This window comes from Parachlamydiales bacterium (genome assembly GCA_041671045.1).
Taxonomy (GTDB): domain Bacteria; phylum Chlamydiota; class Chlamydiia; order Chlamydiales; family JABDDJ01; genus JABDDJ01.
Map to the genome: position 1 here is coordinate 181,988 of JBAZCF010000002.1, position 19,282 is coordinate 201,269.

The 19,282-nt window shown below is 40.2% G+C and carries 15 protein-coding genes; 5 read left to right on the top strand and 10 right to left on the bottom strand.

The features are described from left to right. Positions 1 to 24: 24 nt before the first annotated feature. Positions 25 to 1,068, bottom strand: coding sequence for a hypothetical protein (locus WC222_03840; GenBank protein MFA6915503.1), 1,044 nt, complete (start codon positions 1,066 to 1,068; stop codon positions 25 to 27). A gap of 229 nt (positions 1,069 to 1,297) precedes the next feature. Here WC222_03840 and WC222_03845 point away from each other — a divergent pair, with 229 nt between their 5' ends. Beyond that, on the top strand, positions 1,298 to 1,909 hold the full coding sequence (locus tag WC222_03845; protein ID MFA6915504.1) for a hypothetical protein: 612 nt from the start codon (positions 1,298 to 1,300) through the stop codon (positions 1,907 to 1,909). A gap of 87 nt (positions 1,910 to 1,996) precedes the next feature. Here the strand turns inward: WC222_03845 and WC222_03850 are convergent, their stop codons facing one another. The 3 genes from WC222_03850 to WC222_03860 all read right to left on the bottom strand — a co-directional run bounded on the left by WC222_03850 (position 1,997) and on the right by WC222_03860 (position 5,666). Continuing rightward, on the bottom strand, positions 1,997 to 3,655 hold the full coding sequence (locus WC222_03850) for a hypothetical protein (protein ID MFA6915505.1): 1,659 nt from the start codon (positions 3,653 to 3,655) through the stop codon (positions 1,997 to 1,999). A 344-nt stretch (positions 3,656 to 3,999) separates the two neighbouring features. After that, the gene (locus WC222_03855; protein MFA6915506.1) at positions 4,000 to 5,037 is read right to left on the bottom strand and encodes a macro domain-containing protein; all 1,038 of its coding nucleotides are present in this window, start codon (positions 5,035 to 5,037) and stop codon (positions 4,000 to 4,002) included. A gap of 8 nt (positions 5,038 to 5,045) precedes the next feature. Beyond that, complete coding sequence (locus WC222_03860) at positions 5,046 to 5,666, bottom strand: DUF4433 domain-containing protein (protein MFA6915507.1); 621 nt, start codon at positions 5,664 to 5,666, stop codon at positions 5,046 to 5,048. Positions 5,667 to 6,030: 364 nt separating this feature from the next. Between WC222_03860 and WC222_03865 the strand changes: the two genes are divergently transcribed. Together WC222_03865 and WC222_03870 are read left to right on the top strand one after the other, a co-directional pair. After that, complete coding sequence (locus WC222_03865; GenBank protein MFA6915508.1) at positions 6,031 to 6,477, top strand: hypothetical protein; 447 nt, start codon at positions 6,031 to 6,033, stop codon at positions 6,475 to 6,477. Positions 6,478 to 6,487: 10 nt separating this feature from the next. Then, on the top strand, positions 6,488 to 7,474 hold the full coding sequence (locus WC222_03870; protein ID MFA6915509.1) for a hypothetical protein: 987 nt from the start codon (positions 6,488 to 6,490) through the stop codon (positions 7,472 to 7,474). A 17-nt stretch (positions 7,475 to 7,491) separates the two neighbouring features. Here WC222_03870 and WC222_03875 read toward each other — a convergent pair whose 3' ends face one another. Then, complete coding sequence (locus WC222_03875) at positions 7,492 to 8,421, bottom strand: endonuclease/exonuclease/phosphatase family protein (protein ID MFA6915510.1); 930 nt, start codon at positions 8,419 to 8,421, stop codon at positions 7,492 to 7,494. A 234-nt stretch (positions 8,422 to 8,655) separates the two neighbouring features. Here WC222_03875 and WC222_03880 point away from each other — a divergent pair, with 234 nt between their 5' ends. Next, a complete protein-coding gene (locus WC222_03880; protein MFA6915511.1) occupies positions 8,656 to 10,026 on the top strand; it encodes a hypothetical protein in 1,371 nt (456 codons plus the stop codon). Between the two features lie 58 nt (positions 10,027 to 10,084). Here the strand turns inward: WC222_03880 and WC222_03885 are convergent, their stop codons facing one another. The 4 genes from WC222_03885 to mutL all read right to left on the bottom strand — a co-directional run bounded on the left by WC222_03885 (position 10,085) and on the right by mutL (position 18,058). Then, entirely contained in the window at positions 10,085 to 13,114 is a 3,030-nt protein-coding gene (locus WC222_03885) for a protein kinase family protein (GenBank protein MFA6915512.1), read from the bottom strand. A gap of 80 nt (positions 13,115 to 13,194) precedes the next feature. Next, positions 13,195 to 14,970: an ATP-binding protein gene (locus WC222_03890; GenBank protein MFA6915513.1), complete on the bottom strand. Its 1,776-nt coding sequence runs from the start codon at positions 14,968 to 14,970 to the stop codon at positions 13,195 to 13,197. 65 nt (positions 14,971 to 15,035) lie between these two features. Further along, positions 15,036 to 16,088: a Xaa-Pro peptidase family protein gene (locus WC222_03895; GenBank protein MFA6915514.1), complete on the bottom strand. Its 1,053-nt coding sequence runs from the start codon at positions 16,086 to 16,088 to the stop codon at positions 15,036 to 15,038. A gap of 104 nt (positions 16,089 to 16,192) precedes the next feature. Then, positions 16,193 to 18,058 (bottom strand): DNA mismatch repair endonuclease MutL, encoded by a 1,866-nt coding sequence (mutL, locus tag WC222_03900; protein ID MFA6915515.1) that lies wholly within the window; start codon positions 18,056 to 18,058, stop codon positions 16,193 to 16,195. Between the two features lie 116 nt (positions 18,059 to 18,174). Between mutL and WC222_03905 the strand changes: the two genes are divergently transcribed. After that, complete coding sequence (locus WC222_03905) at positions 18,175 to 18,909, top strand: SIMPL domain-containing protein (protein MFA6915516.1); 735 nt, start codon at positions 18,175 to 18,177, stop codon at positions 18,907 to 18,909. Between the two features lie 54 nt (positions 18,910 to 18,963). On the opposite strand, the gene WC222_03910 is transcribed toward WC222_03905, so the two are convergent. Beyond that, on the bottom strand, positions 18,964 to 19,281 hold the full coding sequence (locus WC222_03910; GenBank protein ID MFA6915517.1) for a hypothetical protein: 318 nt from the start codon (positions 19,279 to 19,281) through the stop codon (positions 18,964 to 18,966). Position 19,282: the final 1 nt, after the last annotated feature.

Sequence of the window (19,282 nt, forward strand, 5' to 3'; positions counted from 1 at the left end):
TAATACTGAAAAAAATTGATAAAATTAAAAAGAGATCTCTGCCCAAAGATGATCAAGTTCATCTCTAGGGTACGGTGTTTGTTTTGTTTTTTTTGTGAGCGTTTCGAAAAAGTTATTCATTTTTAGCGTAAGGGGTGCGTAACGTTTTATTATTGATGAGAGAAAGGGAGTTAATGCTATTGGCAATGAACCAGGAGTCTTTCCTTCGGCATATTCCTGTAGAACTTTGTCCAAAAACTCTTTACCAAATAATTCAGCCACAAGCCAGTTGGTTAATCTTGTTACCATGTAATAAAGATCATAATTTGAATGGATGAGAAAGAAGTTTAGCTCCTCTTGTGAGAGAATAAAGTGCGAACTTGTGGCTAAACCAAAATCGGAAAAATATAAATGCGTACCATCGGTCAAAATATTTTGAAAATGAGCATCAAAATGCACCATCTCCTTTTCCTTAATGAAAATAGCGGTTTCTAGAAGATTTCTTTCGACCATAGCAATAGCTTTGTCAGCTTCTTGTGTACCTTTTCTAAACTCTTTACTAAGCCAGTTTTCTAATGTCTCAGGGATATATTCAAGGAAGAGCAAAACATTAGCCGAAGCATTATAATTGGCTTTAATTCTTTCTCCAATAGCTTTTGAATTTTCCCAGTATATGACATGCTTTTTGAATTCTTCGTCGTCGAAAGGAATTTTTTCTTGAAAATTGTTGAGAACTCGCCAGTGATACAATAAAGGAAAATTTTCGCATTCTCCTTCTAGAACCCAGTGTGTGCACATGAGATGAGAGGCTACCTCTCTCCAAACACTAAAGCCATCAGAGCCTACGCCATACTGATAATAAACAGGTAAACCAAATAAATTTTTAGTCGATCTAATATTCTGTGTCATTACCTCAACTTCATTTAAAGGCACTTGCTTTACAAATAGGGGAATCCCATCCACAGTAACTTTAAAAGACGATCCATATCTTGAATGTAAGGCAGTTCCGTGCCTAAGAAGTATTAGGATTGCATCGTCGCTTAAAGTATGAAGATGTTTAGAAACAGAACTATGCTGATCAGAACGCATATTATTATCCTTTATGCTGTCCATGGCTATAAATCGGCTGGCAATAAAACTGGACGTTGCAGCCGATTATGATAAGTATCGCATAACAGCTTCTGAAACGCACAGAATAAAAGTTGTTTTACAATGGATTTAAAAAATTAGATAGGCATGCGTTTTTAGTAAAAGTAGACGATAAATATATTTGTTGAGTATTTTTTGCTTTCTTTCTAGACGGGGGTAAGCGGTAAATATGAATTATGCAGAAGAAGAATTCGAACAAGCTTGGAACAATCCTGCTAACACACAGATTAAGCTAGGGGATGTGGATATCAATGACGTTCTTGCTAAGTATTATGAAACACCGATACCAGTAAATTTTACTCGAGAAATGTTGTGGGATATGGGAGCTAAAAAGGCTTGGGATCCTAAAATTTACATTCCTTATGCTGTGAGGGCGGGGAAATCCTGGGGGAAAAAGATTTTAGAAAATGGCGATGAGGTGTTTTTTCGGTCATCTGAGCAGAATAAATGGCTCAATAAAGAGCTCTATGATGAGATTTTTGAAGAGGTATATTTGAATCATAAAGATCAAATAGCAACCTTTCTTGGAAGGCAAGATTTAGTCGACGAATCAGGTAAGACTATTCATACTGAAAATCACCAACCCCTTTTTCATGTTCAACAATCCGTTGAAGGGGAGGAGAGCAATCCTATCAATGTATGGCGCATAGTACATCTCACGGACGGAAAAGATCTAAAGCTCATCCAACTTTTCAAAAAGCTTGAGAACCCTACAGCATTACCAGGGTACGCTGAAATATATATCAAGAAGGACTTGAAGGTTCCTTTATTGCATAAATAAGGTGGGATCGATAAGTCTTAGTGTTCTGATACAGTCGAGAATGGGGTTCGTTATACCCTTTCGAGAGTATCAGGACATCAAGCTAGGTTAACTTGAAGTATCCATGGACTTTGAATCCATCGACATCCTTTCAATACCCTTTTGTAAAACTTCCAAGTTCACGGATGACCTTGCGATGCGTCTAGAAATATCAAGTTTAGAAACCATAGTAGTACTCTTAGCTTTGGGCTTTGCTTCCATATAAATACGCCTTCTTTCTTGTAAGGAGTCTAACGGCTTTATTTCATTAAACAGACCGTGGTAATTAGGTTTTTGTGAAAAAAGCTGTGCGGTAAATGTAGTTTCTGTGCTGCTGTCAATAAGGCTTTGCATTGTTCGAATAAGGATGTCCATATGTTTTGCTATTGGAGGTGGGGCAACATATTGAGCATCATCGTAGCTAAATAACAACTTCCTATCTTCTGTCAGCTTGAAAATCACCTTGACAATGTCACTTTGCATTTCTAGGGGGACTCCGCTGATCTCACGTTCAAGTAATTTATTTCCTGCTTTGTTAACCAGTTTTCCGGTGTTTTTATTTAATAGTGCTGTAAATGCCACAGTTTTCTCTGGAATGTATTCACAGATTCTTTTTAAGGATTTAGTCATTGTTTTTTCGAGGTGTGCTCTAGATATGCAGAAAAAATCATTCAATGGATGGGATCGGTCCATGACTAGATCTTGAAGATGTTCTAGTCTAATAGATTGAGAATAACGTCCAGGTAGTTTTCTATTGGGAATGACATAGAAATGGATGTGAGTTTGGTCTACTAATCTTACAAATCCTATACAGGATTTTCCTACGTTTTTAGATAATCGGACCCTTTCACCAACCTCAAAAGGTAGTTCATCATGCGGGTAAACGGAAGCATATGGAGATATATTGCAAGGATACTCTCGTTTACTATCACAGAGGCCTGTTTTAAAATATTTTCTAAATATATTGTTCGCTTGATTGTCATCAACAGAGTATCTTCGAAGGCTCTCAGTGATCAAATCATTTCTTATTATACGTCCTGAAGTTTCATCCGATTGGATAGGGGGAGTATTCCGTCTATAATAGACTTCCGTTTCCTTGACTGTTTGGTTTGTTGTCCCATCAGTTACCGTGATTTCAGGCATCTTGATTTCGACGACTTTTACAGCTTTGAAATTTCTATTGTCATCTCTGTACCCATCCCAGACAGTAATTATTTCTCCTTCCATGATGGGATGGTAAAAGGAGTGGGTTTTAATAAACGTAGGAAAGTCTGCACCTGTATAAGATCTGCCCAGCTGAAGTGTAAATTCTTGATTTTCCTTATAGCTTCTATTAGGGCTATCGATACAGTTTTCTAATATGTTTAAGCAAGTTCTGAGCGCTTTCAGTATGATGTTATTAAGTCGGATAGAAATGATATATTCTTCATTTGTAGAGCAGAGAATGGTACATTTTAATCTTCTGACAGATTCTGGATTAGGGTTTATTCTAAATTTCAATGCGAGGCAGTTACTTGAAGTAGATTCGATGATATGACCGGAAAGCAGATCTAAATAAGCCATAAATTCGTTTTTAGTTCCGTCTCGCATATTTATTCTATAGAAAGCACTTAAGGATACCAGTACGTGTTTCCTTAATTCGCACATAGAGTAATAGCCTCTCATCATATTTTGGGCGTGAATTATCTTTTGTGAGAAATCTCCTGTGGAAATATCTACTGTAGTCATAAGTGCTCTCTTATATAGTTTTTAGAGTAGAGTATTATTATTTATAACAAATCTAATGTCAATTTAATCTACTGTTGTTTTGCACTGTAATAATTGTTTTAAAGTGGATAATATAATTTACAGTGATGCTCTCGTTTTAATGGCCCATTCATTTAGAAGAGCTCTTGTCACGCCGCTGCCCCCGCAAACTATGACAGCAATTTTTCAAAAAGCATGGGAGTTTATCTTCTGTCATAGATCAAGGATAAAGCAGCCCCTCAGGCAGGTAGGTTCTAGGTCGGCAAATTGCATCCACTGTTTCTTCATCTGTAACTATATTCGGATAAATAGGGGGAATTTTGATATCAAGATGGCAGCCATCCCTGGCTAATAAGGCGATTTAGAGCGATTTTAACGTGATCAAATTGCATTACACGTGCTTTACGAGTATTCCAGTTTTTAATAACATGCAAGATAGATTCACTATTTAATGCTGTGCCATGAATTTCACGTGTAGCTGCCCAATGAACAGTGGCTAGCAACTCCATACCAAACGGAGTTTCAAACCCTTCTACTAATTTAGACACTTTTTCAAAACGTTCACGAGTGTTGCTATGTTCTTTTAGAAATCGATTTATTTCCTCTTTTGTTGAGGGATCAATAGTAATTGGAGATTCTGGTTTGTTAGTTAAATAACCATGAATAAAGTGGCCATTAATTCGTTCAAGAACATGACGTATGGTATCTGAATAGGGACCATAATGGCCTTTTTCATATTTCACACTATTCAATTCTTCTCCTGCTTCCACCAAAAAGTAGACCAGTTTTTGAATTTCTAATAATGAAATCTCATAAACAAATCCTGGAACTAAATAGCGCTGGATTAAGCCAAGAACTACTGCGCGCCCAAGGGTCATCCTAGGTCTTGGCATAATGTTTTTTATTTCAGATTTTTCAGGTTCATAAACCAACCAACGGACATTTGGCAACTGAGCAAAAGCTAAACGCATAAGGGGTTGAACTTCTTGCCAAAGCAACCCTCCTAAACCACATCCTAAAGGAGGAATTGCTATAGAAGTTATATTTAACTGACGAACTTCATTAACTAATGATTTTAACCCAATTTCGATATCCTCAATTTTTGACTTGCTACGCCAGTGACGTTTTGTTGGAAAATTGATGATATAACGTGGGTTATTCAAAAATCCACAATGAAAAGTAAACATTTGACCTGGTTTTAAAAGTCCCTTATTACATGCGCGCTTATAGGCATTGTAATTTTCAGGGTAGGCTTTGCGAAACTGCAGCGCAATTCCCTTACCCATCACACCTTCCGTATTTACAGTGTTTACCAGAGCATCTACATTGGCTTTAAGCAAGTTTCCACGAGTTAATTCAAACATCGTAACCTTTAATAATAGCAATCTCCATTTACAATAATTTGAGGTCTGTGTGCAGATTTCCGAATTATTACATCTACTTTGTCTGCCATAGCCTGGTTTTTTACTACAATCTTTTCTATTGCGGTCCATGGGCAATGGGAGTGAACCAAAAATTCTGCCTGTCTTTTTTCTTTTGTCTCCGTATTGGGACTCCAAATTTTTAATGGCATTACTGTGAAATCCAATTCGCTCTTTATTTTCTCAAGCGTATCGTATTGTTTAGCGTACTGAAGATCAGCGTGACGATCAGTCCAAAACGAAGGTTGTCCCGTAGCTCGTATTTGTTCAATAGAACTTACAAGATGGACAATACTATCCTGGCCCCCGATATATTCATCATGTCCCTTAAAGATCACATACAACATTACTGAGCGACAACAAAAATTAAAAGGTACATAATCTCCTAAGAAGCCTAATTTAGCAACAGCTACAGGATGTTTTAAGCGTCTTTCTTTTATATGTTTATAGCCTACATTTGTATGTGGAGGATTTCTATTAATTCTTTCTCTATCACACCAGAGAGCACCATCGCTTATAATACTTTGTAGATTGTCAATGTGGGTAATGTGATATATAGAATAATTAGTCAAGTTTCTTTAGTCTTCGCTGAAAAGTAATAGAGATAAGCTAATTCGGAGAAATTCTATGATGATTTTACATTGAAGGCAATAGAAGCTGAAATAGAGCTGAAATTTTTGGATGAATTTTGAAAAATATTTCAGAATGATGCTAAAGAACTTAATGACTATGCAATTTACCTTGATCTAAGTTTTTTGAAATGAAGTTCAATATTCTCTACAATTTCGTGAGAATACAGAACACACTCTTCAGAGAATAATTAATAGATTATATGCACTTTTAAACATGTGTCAGGTGCAAATAGTGAGAAAATTTAAGTTGATTTTATTGAACTGAGCAATTATACATTTTTCTAGAATATATCAAATATGGTTGATGATGATGATGCGTATAAAAATATTTGTTTGCTTGGTTGTATTGTTATCTTTGAATATGAATCTTAAAGCTAATGATAAAGAAATATTAATGGATTTGTATCTTCAGACCTCTCTTAAAGTCGTTAATGAAATCATCTGTGAATCGAAAGACATCATACTAAGTCAAGAATCTGAACAAATTTATATTAAGCCTGAAGCTATAATGCATCGACATTTAGGTAGTTTAGGAGCTATCCTTAAAATGGATCAAGGTGATGTAACCTACATACCATTGTTGTTTGAAGATGAAAAGGGATTTTATATTCCAATAACCCTTAGAAAGGTAGGTAGTAAATTATTCAAATTACATTGCAACAATTGTTATTATGAATGGGAAGGTAGAGTATGGGATTTTCAATGTCCTTCATGCAATAGTACAGACATACAGACTTTGCCTAATTTCTAAAGGTTAATAAATGTCATTTCTTAAATCATTTTTCTTATCTCTAATTATTTCTGGCTTGTTTTTTCAGAGCGTAGAATGTGATCAAAAGCAAGTAGGTGAAGAAATCGCCTTGCGTGCTGATGATCGGGTTTGGATGAGTGAGTTTATAGAGGAAGTATTTCTAGATGGTGCGATGTTGTACACATTATTTGGGACCAAACCCATGTCAGGTATAACAATATGTATTGCTACGGAAGAGGAGTGCATTGCGACGTGTCAACATCATCTTAATACGTTAAGCGAGGTGGAGAAGGATAAATTGTTAGCTGAAATTCATGCATCTTGTGTAAATGATACTTCATACAAGAATTTCCAAAACTGGCTTGATTGGAAAAAAAATTATAAACATCCCTCATTTCTCTTTCGCGCTACTCTCTCTGACTGTAAGCATTACTTATTGGTTGATATGCTTAACGTTCAAGAAGCAGTATGGATTTTAAAAAAGCACTATGAGATCTTTTATACTGAGATAGGGAGCAATTTTGATCCTATCACTGCCGCTTTGGATTTTGAAAATCCTAAATCAATGTTTTGGGAAAAAGTTTTTTCTAATCACTACCTTACCGGCATTCTGTATGGGTTTGGAGAAAGAAATGCTTATTTCTTCTCGATTTTCGTTCGTCAGTTGAATGAGAATGTCTCAAAAGATAGTTGTCTAACTTTAAATAGCCATCTAAATATCCTTCAAGATCCCTGTGAAGTCATCACAAAAGAGAACTTAAATATTCCATGTTACCGGTCTTTTTATTCTCAGCTATCTGAGGATCCTGTAACGACAAATTTCAAAAAAGAAAAAGTGCTCATTGAAGATATGCTTAAGGATAAGGATTTGACAGTTGAAATTTTAAGAAGAATATTTGGAAAACAAATTATTAGCGCTGAAGATAATTGCAAGTGTACAGCCCAGGTTTCAGCTTGTCTAGATGTCGGCTTATACGATCTTCTCAATGCCTCATGACCTATCAGAAAATCGTCTCATTTCAGGAAAATGTCGATGATGACCGGAAAGTGATCGGAGGGGAATTCTCCATTCACTTTTGCAGTGTCAATCCCATGTGAGAGGACGTCCACCTTGTTGTTAACAAAAATGTGATCGGGAATAAAACCGGTTAATTCGGGACCTGTGAAGGGTGTGAAAAACTTGGAATTAGTGATGGAACAATAGGGGCCTAAATGTCCGGAAAAGGAGAGGTTTATAGCATCGTGCAGGTGCTTTCCGGTTAGTATGCGCATGATAGAGCTGCTATCTAGCAGGGGAATGGTATTAAAATCGCCCGTGATCATGATCGATTCATCTGAAGGGATATCTTGAATGAAGTCATGTAGTTGGATTGCTTCTGCTTCCCTTCTTTTTAGTGCTCCCCAAGAAATGCCGTAGGTGAATTTAGTATTGATGACGATAAAGGTTTTATCGGAAGCGGTGTCTTTCAACCGGCAATAGGTAAACGCATTTTGACTTTTAAGATCGTGGTAGGGGGTGGTTTTGGATTCTACAAGCTTGAAGCGTTCATGCTTGTAAAAGACGGCATTCACATCCGTCCTGCCCTCATTTTCCCTAGTTTTCTCTCCGTAATAGGCATAGGTTTTCCCTAGGGATTCCAGTATCTCCTGGAGTTGATTTGCTTGAAGTTCTTGGCTGCCGATAATGTCAGCATTTGTGAATTCTAAATATTCCAGTAAACGGGGTTTTCTGCTTGCCCAGCGATGTATTTCAGGTAATTTGTCTTCTGCTATTTTGACGTTGTAAAGCATGTTATAGGCTATCACGCGTATCTTTGGAGGTTGATTTGCCGTAGCGTTACGTTCAAAGATGACATCCATCAAGGGGATAATGGATTCTTCCACTTTTGCAGCAAGTGGTAGGAAATGGCTAAAGAAGAAAGAAATAATAAGCAAATATCTCATGAAAGAAATCTTAACTCTTGTGATGGGTTTCTAATTATTCATATTTTTGAAAATATAAAACATAAATATTTTACCTTCTAAGTTTTATAAACCCAGGTGTAGAAATTCAAATTTTTTTGGAAATGTGGTCTGTTAAATAATTTTACTTCGTAGACTTTAAAAGAATGTATTTGTTATCTTTTTTATTTATTTTGTAATGTTTAATATAATAAGTAGATAAATGGAGATAATTATATGCTAATTCCACCAGGATGCAATAATACCGCTATCATAGATAGAATAGAGCACGCACAGACAACAGAAGAGGTGATTTCAGAACTCTGCCTAGGTCAGAATTTCTCCGACCCTAAGGTAAGAAGCAGTTCTCATGAGGTTTTTTTGCAGTATTACGAGGCGGCAGCAAACGATCCGCAGTGGTTATCTGAGCATCCGGAATTGGGTAATAAACTCGTCGAAAAAGCTTTTGAAATTATATATAGTCCTGATAATAAGGAATTTAAGTATAAGTATTTACAAGTGGTGCGTGAGCATCTCCCTGTCTTTAGAGAAGCAATTCCTTCCTTAGGCGAAAATAATGTGGAGATCAACACTCGTACAAAAAAAGTATACGCCAATAGTTTGATGCTAAGCAGCCAATCCACTTATTATAAGGGTTTGCTATCTGAGAATGGAAATCATGCCTACAAAACGGAATCTAAGGGCGAGAATCCCAAAATTATTAATGCTGTGATCCACACTTTGCAGACTTTGCAAGCAAAACCTAAAAACTATTCGGTAGAAGAATATGGTCAAATTTTGGGATATGCGCACTCTATTCAGGCGGATGCTTCAACTTTTCCAGCATTTGAAGCAAACATGCTTAACGACTTAAAACCGGAAAATGCTTATGAAATGGCTGTATTAGCACGTAAGCATGGTTTGGAAAGTCTTTTAGAGAAGTCATTAAAGTTGGTTGCTCCTACGATCAATGAAGGGAATTGGAAGACCGTATTAGACAAAGCCGTGAAAGACGAGCAGCAAGAGGTGAAGAATCTATGTGTTAATTATGCACTAGATCAGCTTCCAGTCTGGATCGAGGGTAAAGATCAGGGCAAAATTGACATGTTATTGCATAATATTCGCCATATGTCTGTCATGAGAAGCGATGTGATGCATAAATTAAGCCCTGCTAACTATAAGTTAGTCATGAATGAGTTTTCGCCTGCATTGTTAGGGATCAATTTAGAACAATGCAACTTTACCTTGGCTCCTGATCTAAGCAAGTTTCCCAGCCTTTATTTAGTGAATTTGATGGATTGCAAAAATCTTGTGAATATCAGCAATTTGAGAAAGAATGGAAATATCAAATTCATCTATTTTGATGGCTGTGAAAAGTTAAAAAATCTCAGGCCTATTGAGAAAACACCTTACTTAGAGCTTATCAGTGTGTCACGTTGTCCTGCGATGGATGATGATAGCTTATCCTTTTTGGAAGGACACAGTAACATTACAGAATTGGTAATCGTTTACGACAAGGGCAATCCGAAATTGAGCCCGGTCGTAGGACGTCTTATGTCTCTTCAACAAAAGATCCAATGGGAATTAAATCAGCATAGAGCTTTCTAAACAATGCGCTAACAAGAGAAGTAGATTTTAATTTCCGCTCTTCATTTGTTAGCGTTTTTTATTTGTTAAAGTAATCAATGATTTTATTGATGTCCGGACGATCGTGCGGATTGGGTCGGGTCATCTGCCATATCAGATGATCTACACTATTTTTGTCCGAGGGCTCAGGATATGCAGCATCATATTCTGCGCGCCGACTATCCATCGTAAGAATTTTTGATTGCTGCACAAGCAGCTTATTATCTGTTTGTGCTAATTGGGAATTTGTATTGGCTTGATCTCCTCCATGTCTCAATGCAAGACTGAGTGCGGGATGCATTCCGCCTTCTTCTTTATTCATTTGCGGGTTGAAGAGCTCAAAAAAGGCCATGCCCAGACTCCAAATATCTGCTTTCTCAGTGACATTGTTGGGTACTGAAGCTGTTTTTACTGAATCGTTGGAATATATTTTTGAGTTAGAGGGGGAGCCATCAGGATGGGCGTAGTCGTTATTTAAACTTTGGCTTGGGATAAGTTCTGGAGGACCATAAGCTGGGGTGCATTTTATTTCTAGATAAGTGATATCGTTGCGTTGATGGCAAAGTGTTCCAAAGTCATTCATAACAAAGTCACCTTTTTTATCAAGAAGGATGTTATCAGGTTTAATATCTCGGTGAATAATGCCTGCATCGTGTAGTCGTTTTAAAGCTCCTAAAAGGGGCTTCATCCCATTGCTGATCACTTCCTTGTACTCATTCTCCGTGATTTTATTTTCTCGCCTTGCTTCCATTAAATCGTTCATGGTCACGCAGGTTACCCCGGGCTTTATTTCAAATCCACAGCGTTCCATTTCAATGGCTTTTTCTACCACTGTGGCTGCGGCAGCTTTAGCTGCGTATTTATTTGTATCACTATTAGCGGGGGCTAGGGCGGGACGGGAGACTGTTTTTATGGAATGAACTTTTACGACGCCGGGCCCTTGAAATTGCATTAAGAAGTCTATTTCGCGGTCGAACTCAGTAGCGTCTTCTTGTTTAAGAGTATCTATATGAGCTAAAGCTTCTTTCCTTTTTGAAAAGATCGAATCAATATCTTTGATGGCTGCAGCTGCACTGTCAGCAGTAAATCCGTTATGAAATTCTCCGCTTTTTAACATAGCTGCAGCACCTTTCTTATAAAGGCCCAAGAAGGCATTATCCTTATAATCAAGTTCTTTTGAAGGAAGAGGGCTCATATATGCATTCATTTCATTTTGTCTTTCTTCAGCCCGTTGAGCTGATTTTGATAATGATTCAATTTGGGTTTCGCAGCTAATGGCTTCACGTGTGATGTCTTTTTTCGGATCTACTCCCGGCGGTCTATCGTCATTTTCTACGAAGGGTTTAAGGTAGTTATGCATATCGAAAAAAAAGCGGAGGTCATTATTGTCTGATCGTTTTTTCTTTTCTACATCGTTTAATAATGAGGACATATTTTCCGGATCATAATTACGTTCGGTACCTCCTGGAACAATTTCTCCGTCGGCATTTAACGTCATATTCTTTAATGGGTGGTTTGAATAGTCTTCCATATCAGGTACATACACGGCAGAGCCGTAGTATTCTTCCTCTTCTTCGACCTCTTCAACAGGAGCTGCAGCAGCTTGAGACTCTGTAGCGGCCGGTTTGGTTGTGCTGCTGCTTTCGGAGAGTGTTTCATCATCATCGTCGTCATCTTCCTCTATGGCTTCATCATCTGGCTTCAATTCTTGTTTTATGACTGCCTGCTGTCTTTGGGAGGGGTGGCTGATGGAATAGAAAGAGGTGAAAGTGCTGACTTTTCCGAAGGAACCTTGCGCTAGTTTCTTCTCTACGACCGTCACGCCCACTTTATGCAGAGTAGCATGTTTGCCGCCGATTTTTTCTATTCCTTCTTTAGTAGTGACGATGACTTCAAATTTTTTATCACCAAAGGAAACTTCCGCGCTGTTAAGTTTTTCGGGATTATGGACATTTTTTTTAAATTCTTTCTCTACTAATTGGATGAGTCCCATGTCATATCCAGAGACCTCTTTCCTTTCTACTAAGGAGGGAGACACATTTTCCAGGCCCCCTTGTTTATAGGCGATCAATCGATTGGCCATCTGCAGGCGAGCTTGGTTGTTTGAGATATTTAGGCCTTTGGCTTCTTTATCTATCATAGCATCCGATACGCCGTTTTCCTGTAGGAAGGCGCTAATTTTAGTATTAAAATTTTGCGGAGTGAGTTTTTCTCCTGTTAACTTTTCAAAATGTGCAGCGACTTTAGCAGGACTTTTTTCATTTGATGCAGTACGGAGATGACGATCGGCAAGGATTAATTTCGCAGTGTCGGGGGTGACATTATAGAAGTTTGCTTCATGCTGGATTTGACTGTCTTTGACCCCTTTTCCTGCTAGGAATTGATCTACTTGTTGATGGACAGTTTCTTTTGTGACTTTTTCACCCAGCCCGCGGGCAAAGCCGATGGCCACCTTCATCTCATATTTCATGCTCATTTGCGTTTCATGCCTAGGACTAGCCATTGAGCAAAGCTTATTGTGAGAGGTCCCTAGTTCTTTTTGAGCCTGGGCACTATCGGCCATTTGGGAGGCTGATTCGAGCATTTTACCATGTGCATCGGAGACGTTAGATTGGAATTGTTCAGGAGAGACTTTTCCGGTGCCCGAACGCATTCTGGATTGCGATATTTCAAGTTGGTTGACAACTTTGCCCATTTCCATGGCAGCAAGCCGTTGTTTTGCTTGTGTGGGCTGGGCGTCGCCATTCCAACGACTTAGAACAGGGGCATTGGCTTGGGTTGTATTAATGGCTTTTTTAAAGACTTGTTGCGAGGATTTATTTACGGTTACTGAAGATTGGACTACGACGCGGGAATTGAGGTCTTTGACATGATTATCTTGAGAGACTCTAGGGTCTCCCATTTGCAAGATATTTTTTCCTTGAGGAGCTAGTTTCCCTGGGGCTCCTTGGGGAGTTGCTTTGAAAGTACTGGCAGTTTGCGCACTTTTATCGAATTTAGAAATTAGGGATTTAACTGATGGCGCTGTAGTCTCAGCGATTGCTGCTTGTGAATGAATTGGACCAGCCATAATCGTTTATATCCCAATTATTACTTATACTATTATTTTGTAACAATTCGAATAAAAATTAAATTAATAATTATAAAAAACTAAGAGTAATTATAATTATCTCTAATTTTAGGGAGTATTATAGTGAATTTTGTTCCCTCATTGACTTGGGATTCGACAGAAATTTTACCGAAGTGTTTTTCGATAATTGTTTCTACTAGGGAAAGGCCAAGACCGGAGCCGCCGAGTTTGGCGGAATGGCTTTTATTGACAGTATAAAATCTTTGGAAGATATGTTCTAAATCTTGAGCGGGAATACCTATCCCTTTGTCAGCAACAGTCATTTGAATTTTATCGCCTTGGTCGGTGAATTCAATTTTAATGTGCGCCGGACCTTTAGAATATTTTGCTGCATTTTCTATGAGGTTGTTCACTGCCATTTCCATAAGATAAGGGTCAGCAATAATATTAAATTCTTCACTTTCTTCCGGTACAAGCTGAATGTTTGTGTCTGGATAAGCATCTTGCAATTGTTCGCAACATTCGACGACGAGATGGTGCATATCGCATTCAATGAGGCGTGATTCAGGGATGTGCTCTATATCGGACAATGTGAGAAGGTCTTTAATCAATTTGGTCATGCGTTTACAGTTACGGACGATTTTACCTGTAATTTCTACGCATAGATCTTGGGGCATATCGGGATTGTCGTGCAGAGTTTCTGCAAATCCGCGGATGATGGTAATCGGAGTTTTTAGTTCATGCGAGGCATTGGCGATAAACTCTTTGCGCATTTCAAGAATGCGGTAATGGGATGTTTTATCCTGCATGACGAGAACGGCGCCGTTATTTTGTTTGTTGATGGGGGCGGCGACGATATCGAGATAGAGTTGTCCTTTAGCATTTTTAAGTTTTAGTGTATCTGAAACAGCTTTTTCTTCTTCTAAGCTGCGACGGAGGATCTCTAGTGTGGAGGTATCTTGAATGTGTCTTAAATCTTGGCCAACAAGGTCTTCTTTCTCTAGTTCAAGAAATTTAAGGGCTGTGGAGTTGGCATATAGGACTTTGTAGTTACTATCAATAGCGATAACGCCTTCGACAAGAGATTCAAGGATAGCACTTTTCTCGTTACGTTCGTCTGTCAGGGTTCCGATTTGTTTTTGAACTTTACGGGAGAGGGAGTTTAGGGTTTCGGCCAATTTAGAGATTTCATCCGTGGCAGATCTACCGGGAAGAACGATTTCGGGGAGAGAGGTATTTTCGGATTCTTCGTAGGGCTGTACTGCGCTGATGATTTGTTGAATAGGGTTAGTTAGGCGGTTGATGATGAACCAGGTCATCAAGCTGAACAGAAGGAGAATCACAGTGGCTAGGATAAGAAATCCAATTTCAAAATATTGGGTGAGTTCAACCACATATTTATAAGGATAGGCAGTGCGCATCACATAGGTTTTGCCGTGAAAATCAAAGGCTTGGGCCATATAGGCAAAGCGTTGTCCTAGGAGGTCGGAATATTCTTCGTGGTAGCCGTTTCCTTTTTTAAATGCTTCAAGCACTTCGGGGTGATCGATAATTTGTTCTTGGCTGAATTTTGGCCCTAATAGACGTTTGATATGGGAGTCGTATAGGCTTTTATGTTCATCGGTGATGACGCTCACGCGGAAGAAGATGATATGCTTTTGATCTTTTAAGCGGCGGATCAAGGCTTCGTTATTAGGGGCGCTTTGGATACGGGCGATAAGCTCGATAGCGCGGTCACGCATGCTTTTGAATATGATATTTTTGACCATCCAAGAGGAAAAAGGGAACATCAAGGTAAGAAATACCAAGAAAACTACAACGTAGCTGATAAAGATCTTTTGCCGAAAAGTGAGCATGAAGCGTTATAAACCTTCAAATATATATAATTAACTCTATAGTACTAAATGGATTTAAAGATCGCTTAAAGATTACGGAGAGTAATGTCTTCGCAGCCATTTTCATTTACAATAACCGTATTTTCCAATCTTACCCCGCCCATTCCGGGTATGTATATCCCGGGTTCGATAGTAATGACCATTCCCGCTTGTAGAATGACATCTGCTTGGGGCTTTTTATTGCGGATAAAAGGGTTTTCATGGATTTCCAATCCTACTCCATGTCCTAGGCTATGAGTAAAATAGGCAGCGTATCCATTTTCAGTGATGTGGCTCCGGGCTATTTGGTCCAGTTCTCCGGCAGTGATACCTGCTTTGCATGCTTTCATTGCTTGTTCATGAGCTTCCCGAACAATGGCATAAATGTGATGCCATTCCTTGGGGGCAGTTCCTATGGTTTTAACACGCGTCATGTCTGAGTGGTATTTGTCTTTGACAACGCCTATGTCGATCAGTATGGAATCGTTTTCTTTTAATACAGTATCACCTGCGCGGTGGTGGGGCAGAGCACTGTTGGCACCGAAGGCAATGATAGGGGCGAAGGCTAGGCCATTTCCTCCTTGCTGCAGCCAATAGATTTCCAGTGAAGAGGCGACTTCACGTTCGGTGATTCCAGGTTTGAGTAAGCTGACGGCGTGGTCATAGCCGGAGCTTCCCAGCTGAGCTGCTGTACGCAGCAGAGCGATTTCTTGTTCATCTTTAATGATACGAAGGGCTGAGATGGGGGCATCCAGGGGGATAATAGCAATGCCGGGGAGGCTTTCTTTGAGTTTTTCCATGCGCGCTACTGTGGTAGTATTAGCATCAAGGCCGAGGGATGCGATGGAGTCCTTCTGGATAAGGTGTGGGAGGGTGCCCTCTTCAATAAGCATGACGTCGATACTGCATTTCCCTGTACAGCTTTCAAAATAGCGGCCGTCGACAAGAAGGGTAGAGCGGTGTTTTGAGATGTAAAGAGTACCGGTGCTGATATCGCAGCCTGTCAGATAGAAGATATTGATAGGTTCTTCGATGATGAGCGCTTCAGTGGATGATTTTAATGTATTTTGCAGTTTTTGGGTGCGCGAGAGGTGATCCATAAGTATCCTTTAGAAGAGCTTGCCCTAAGAGTAGGGAAAAGGTCAGAATAGTATTTTTAGAGAAAACGTGAAAGATAAAAAAGGAAGAGAATTAGGCAGGGTATTTAGCCGAAGCGTTTTTGCAACTCGTTGTTGCTTAAAGCAATGATGATAGGCTTCCCTTTGGGGCAAAATAGGGGCTGTTTACAGGAACAGAGTTGAGCAAGGAGAGAGCGGCCTTCTTCAAACGAAAGTTTGCTAGAGCGGGCAACGGCGTTGTGGCTGGCATGTGTCGCGAGCTTGTCGGCAAGCGCTGCAGAAAGCAGATCAGCTTTTTCATGCTGCAAGGCTTCTAATATTTCTTCAATAAGGGCCTGAATATTCACTGAGCCTAGAAGCTGAGGTATAGATTCCACAACCCAGGTTTGGGGGCCGATTTGCAGTAGGGAGATTCCGATCTTCCTTAGAGTATCGTTATTGCGGGCCAATAACTGGCTTTCTATAGTGGAAAGCTGAAGAGGGTGAGGTACTAGAAGGGATTGAAGAGCGAGGACACCCTTATTTTGGTCTAGACAGCTTTCATAGATAATGCGGTGGTGGGCTCTGCGTTGGTCTATTAAGGCAAAGGCGCAGTCGTCGCTTTTCTCAGGGTAGAGCGAAGAGCCTTTTAGCGAGTTTCCGTCTAGGAGCAGATAGCCATTCATTGTGCATAATAACGAGGGAATAGGTGATGAGGGAATGTTCAAAGCTGTCTGCAAAGATTGCGGGGGGGAGCTAAGCGAAATAGGGGTTTCATTTTCCCAGGGAAGGGGTTTTGTAAATTGTTCTATATTTCTGTGGGGAGGAGGCGCTTTTTTAGATGTGTTTATTTCTACATCCTCTTCTATTTCCAAAGAATCTACAGCCCACACATTATTTTTCCAGGCAGGGGGTGGAAGAGGGGTGGGAGAAAACGGTGTTTCCCTCTCTTCTTGGTGCAATTCGAAGGCAGGATGCAGTACAGGATTGATGGCTGTACGGACAAGTTCTTTGATGTTGAGATCGTAGGAAAACCGCACTTCCCTTTTCTGTGGATGGACATTGACGTCGACACAACCATTTGGAACTAAAAGGTTTAGAATAAATAGAGGGTGTCGTCCTGAGGGGAGCATTGTACCAAAGGATTCTTTAATAAGGTGTCCTATCCAAGGAGAGACAACGCTGCGACCATTGATGAAGAGATATTGTCCTGTGCGATTGGGCCTGTGCAGGCTAGGGAGGCCGATATACCCTTGGAGAGAAAAGCCGTCTAAAGAAGCATTTATCGGTTTCATCTGCGCACGGAGATCGCTTCCTAAGAGTGCTTCAATACGCTGTCCTAGAATATCTTCGCCTTGGCCTACACCGGTTTTGAGTACTCTTTCTTCATTGCTTATCAGTGTGAATTGGATCTGTGGATGCGCTAAAGCAAAAGCGATGCAAAGCTTCTCTATTTCTTGCGCATCGTAAACGGGAGAGCGTTGGAATTTTTTTCTTACGGGTACGTTAAAAAAGAGCTGTTTAATTTCAAATGTTGTTCCCGGCTCGCGGGCGGCCGGGCCACTGCTAATGATTTTTCCTCCGTCCACTAAAACGAGTGTTCCTTGGGGATTTTCATGACCGCGGGGAGATGTGAGCAGGGTGAATTTTGAGATAGCAGCGATAGAGGGGACAGCTTCACCGCGGAAGCCTAGCGTTCCTACGGAGAAAATATCGTTGGACGAACGGATTTTAGAGGTTGCGTGCCTTTCGAGGCATAACAGTGCATCGTCGGGGATCATGCCGCAGCCATTATCGGTAATACGGATCAATTGCCTGCCGCCGCCGCGTATTTCTATGGTGATTTCTGTAGAATCGGCATCAATGGCATTTTCCACGAGTTCTTTGATGACGGAAGACGGGTTTTCTATCACCTCTCCGGCAGCTATCTCGTTGATTGTCTGGTCGCTAAGAACTCTGATTTTTCCACTCATGCGAATAACTATACATGAAGAGGCGAAAAGGCGGAAGTACCGGTAGGTGCATTCACTTGACAGGAGGACAATACGGACCTAATATGCAGATAATAATCCCTATATTAGGAGTGACCATGTTAGGCAAATATAGCATTTTTTTAGTTCTGTTTTTAAGTTTTACTGCTCCGGCATTTGGGCAAGGAAGCGAAGTCCCTTATCAGTTGACAGTTTCGGGAAGATCCAGCTTAAAAAAGCCGGCGGATGAAGGGGTGATTCGTTTAGGAGTCATGACGGAAGAAGTCAATGCGAATGAGGCTTTGAAAATGAACAGTGAGAAAATGGACGCTTTGATTACAGCCTTGAAAGGCGCCGGTTTGAAAGACGGCGAGTATCAGACAGGCCAATTTGTCCTTTATGCTCTTTATACCAATAGGCCGGTCCATGCGCCTGAGGATTGGACTCCCCGTATTAGAGGGTATCATGTGGAAAACAAATTGATTCTCCGTACCCAGCAATTGAATAGCATTGGGACATGGGTGGACACTGCTGTGCAAAACGGGGCAAATGTTGTCGATGACATTTCTTTTGGATTGCATGATCCACGTATCCATAGAGATGAAGCGATCAGAGAGGCTGCAGCTTATGCACGCTCGGATGCTGCTGTATTGTCGAGCAGCACAGGTATTACTTTAGGAAAAGTATTAGCTGTATCATTAGATCAGGCCTCATATCAGCCTGTCAACCGCAGACCTGAACTATTTACGATGGCAAAAGCAGCGCCTATGATGGATTCTTCCGTTTCACCCCCGATTGTGGGTGGAGATGTGGATGTGCAAGCGAACGTGACTATCGTATACGAAATAAAATAGAACGGATTATTACTTGAAGCTGCGCCCTAACTCGAGTTAGGGCGCAGCCCGGCTTTAAGTATTAGGTGAAAAGTTCACGGGAGCTACGGTGACAGTGCGGTCATCTATAGCTGTCACTACTTGAACGGGTGTGAAAGAGGCGATGGCTGTTCCATCATGGCTGCGGGCTTCAAATTCGACTAGTTTGCCGTCTAGAGCAACAGAAACAATGCCTATGCCATTTCGGGAGATTTTCTTATAGACTCTCGCGCCTTTACCTATGGCATTCATCGCTTTAGGGACCGCATTTTGCTTTCGTCTGCTTAAGAATAATTTGCGGGCAAAGCCCACGCATGCAGCAAAAATCACCAGCAAAATCACGTACCCGACCATC

What these genes read in the sequence shown, in the direction of transcription:
- WC222_03840 (MFA6915503.1), bottom strand. Translation starts at nt 1,068, where the DNA reads ATGCGTTCTGATCAGCATAGTTCTGTTTCTAAACATCTTCATACTTTA.
- WC222_03845 (MFA6915504.1), top strand. Translation starts at nt 1,298, where the DNA reads ATGAATTATGCAGAAGAAGAATTCGAACAAGCTTGGAACAATCCTGCT.
- WC222_03850 (MFA6915505.1), bottom strand. Translation starts at nt 3,655, where the DNA reads ATGACTACAGTAGATATTTCCACAGGAGATTTCTCACAAAAGATAATT.
- WC222_03855 (MFA6915506.1), bottom strand. Translation starts at nt 5,037, where the DNA reads ATGTTTGAATTAACTCGTGGAAACTTGCTTAAAGCCAATGTAGATGCT.
- WC222_03865 (MFA6915508.1), top strand. Translation starts at nt 6,031, where the DNA reads ATGATGATGATGCGTATAAAAATATTTGTTTGCTTGGTTGTATTGTTA.
- WC222_03870 (MFA6915509.1), top strand. Translation starts at nt 6,488, where the DNA reads ATGTCATTTCTTAAATCATTTTTCTTATCTCTAATTATTTCTGGCTTG.
- WC222_03875 (MFA6915510.1), bottom strand. Translation starts at nt 8,421, where the DNA reads ATGAGATATTTGCTTATTATTTCTTTCTTCTTTAGCCATTTCCTACCA.
- WC222_03880 (MFA6915511.1), top strand. Translation starts at nt 8,656, where the DNA reads ATGCTAATTCCACCAGGATGCAATAATACCGCTATCATAGATAGAATA.
- WC222_03885 (MFA6915512.1), bottom strand. Translation starts at nt 13,114, where the DNA reads ATGGCTGGTCCAATTCATTCACAAGCAGCAATCGCTGAGACTACAGCG.
- WC222_03890 (MFA6915513.1), bottom strand. Translation starts at nt 14,970, where the DNA reads ATGCTCACTTTTCGGCAAAAGATCTTTATCAGCTACGTTGTAGTTTTC.
- WC222_03895 (MFA6915514.1), bottom strand. Translation starts at nt 16,088, where the DNA reads ATGGATCACCTCTCGCGCACCCAAAAACTGCAAAATACATTAAAATCA.
- mutL (MFA6915515.1), bottom strand. Translation starts at nt 18,058, where the DNA reads ATGAGTGGAAAAATCAGAGTTCTTAGCGACCAGACAATCAACGAGATA.
- WC222_03905 (MFA6915516.1), top strand. Translation starts at nt 18,175, where the DNA reads ATGTTAGGCAAATATAGCATTTTTTTAGTTCTGTTTTTAAGTTTTACT.
- WC222_03910 (MFA6915517.1), bottom strand. Translation starts at nt 19,281, where the DNA reads ATGGTCGGGTACGTGATTTTGCTGGTGATTTTTGCTGCATGCGTGGGC.